The organism is Pandoraea commovens (genome assembly GCF_902459615.1).
GTDB classification, from domain to species: domain Bacteria; phylum Pseudomonadota; class Gammaproteobacteria; order Burkholderiales; family Burkholderiaceae; genus Pandoraea; species Pandoraea commovens.
In genome coordinates this window covers 1-801 of the sequence record NZ_CABPSA010000025.1, presented here as the reverse complement: position 1 = coordinate 801, position 801 = coordinate 1, and the positions used below count along the sequence as shown (strand labels likewise).

Annotated in this window: 2 tRNA genes and 1 rRNA gene; all 3 read right to left on the bottom strand. The window is 54.4% G+C overall.

The window, feature by feature from the left end:
- Window positions 1-13 precede the first annotated feature (13 nt).
- Window positions 14-89, bottom strand: a tRNA-Ala gene (locus tag PCO31010_RS26515).
- A 52-nt stretch (window positions 90-141) separates the two neighbouring features.
- Window positions 142-218 (bottom strand) — tRNA-Ile (locus PCO31010_RS26510).
- Window positions 219-282: 64 nt separating this feature from the next.
- Window positions 283-801, bottom strand: a 16S ribosomal RNA gene (locus PCO31010_RS26505); the annotation flags it as partial.

Here is an 801-nt window from a genome sequence, read left to right as displayed (position 1 = left end):
GATCTAAGGTTTTTGGTGGAGGATGACGGGATCGAACCGACGACCCCCTGCTTGCAAAGCAGGTGCTCTCCCAGCTGAGCTAATCCCCCAATCAAGCCGACTTACCACCACTTGAGTCTATCGAACAGTGGTTAAAAAGCTTGGTGGGTCTAGATGGACTCGAACCATCGACCCCCGCCTTATCAAGACGGTGCTCTAACCAACTGAGCTATAGACCCGACTTAGATCTACGCAGTCAACAACCGATAAGCGTGAACACTCAACTTCCAGTGCATGCTCTAGAAAGGAGGTGATCCAGCCGCAGGTTCCCCTACGGCTACCTTGTTACGACTTCACCCCAGTCATGAATCCTGCCGTGGTAAGCGCCCTCCTTACGGTTAGGCTACCTACTTCTGGCAAAACCCACTCCCATGGTGTGACGGGCGGTGTGTACAAGACCCGGGAACGTATTCACCGCGACATGCTGATCCGCGATTACTAGCGATTCCAGCTTCACGCAGTCGAGTTGCAGACTGCGATCCGGACTACGATCGGTTTTCTGGGGTTAGCTCCACCTCGCGGTTTGGCAGCCCTCTGTACCGACCATTGTATGACGTGTGAAGCCCTACCCATAAGGGCCATGAGGACTTGACGTCATCCCCACCTTCCTCCGGTTTGTCACCGGCAGTCTCCTTAGAGTGCTCTTGCGTAGCAACTAAGGACAAGGGTTGCGCTCGTTGCGGGACTTAACCCAACATCTCACGACACGAGCTGACGACAGCCATGCAGCACCTGTGTTACGGTTCTCTTTCGAGCACATCC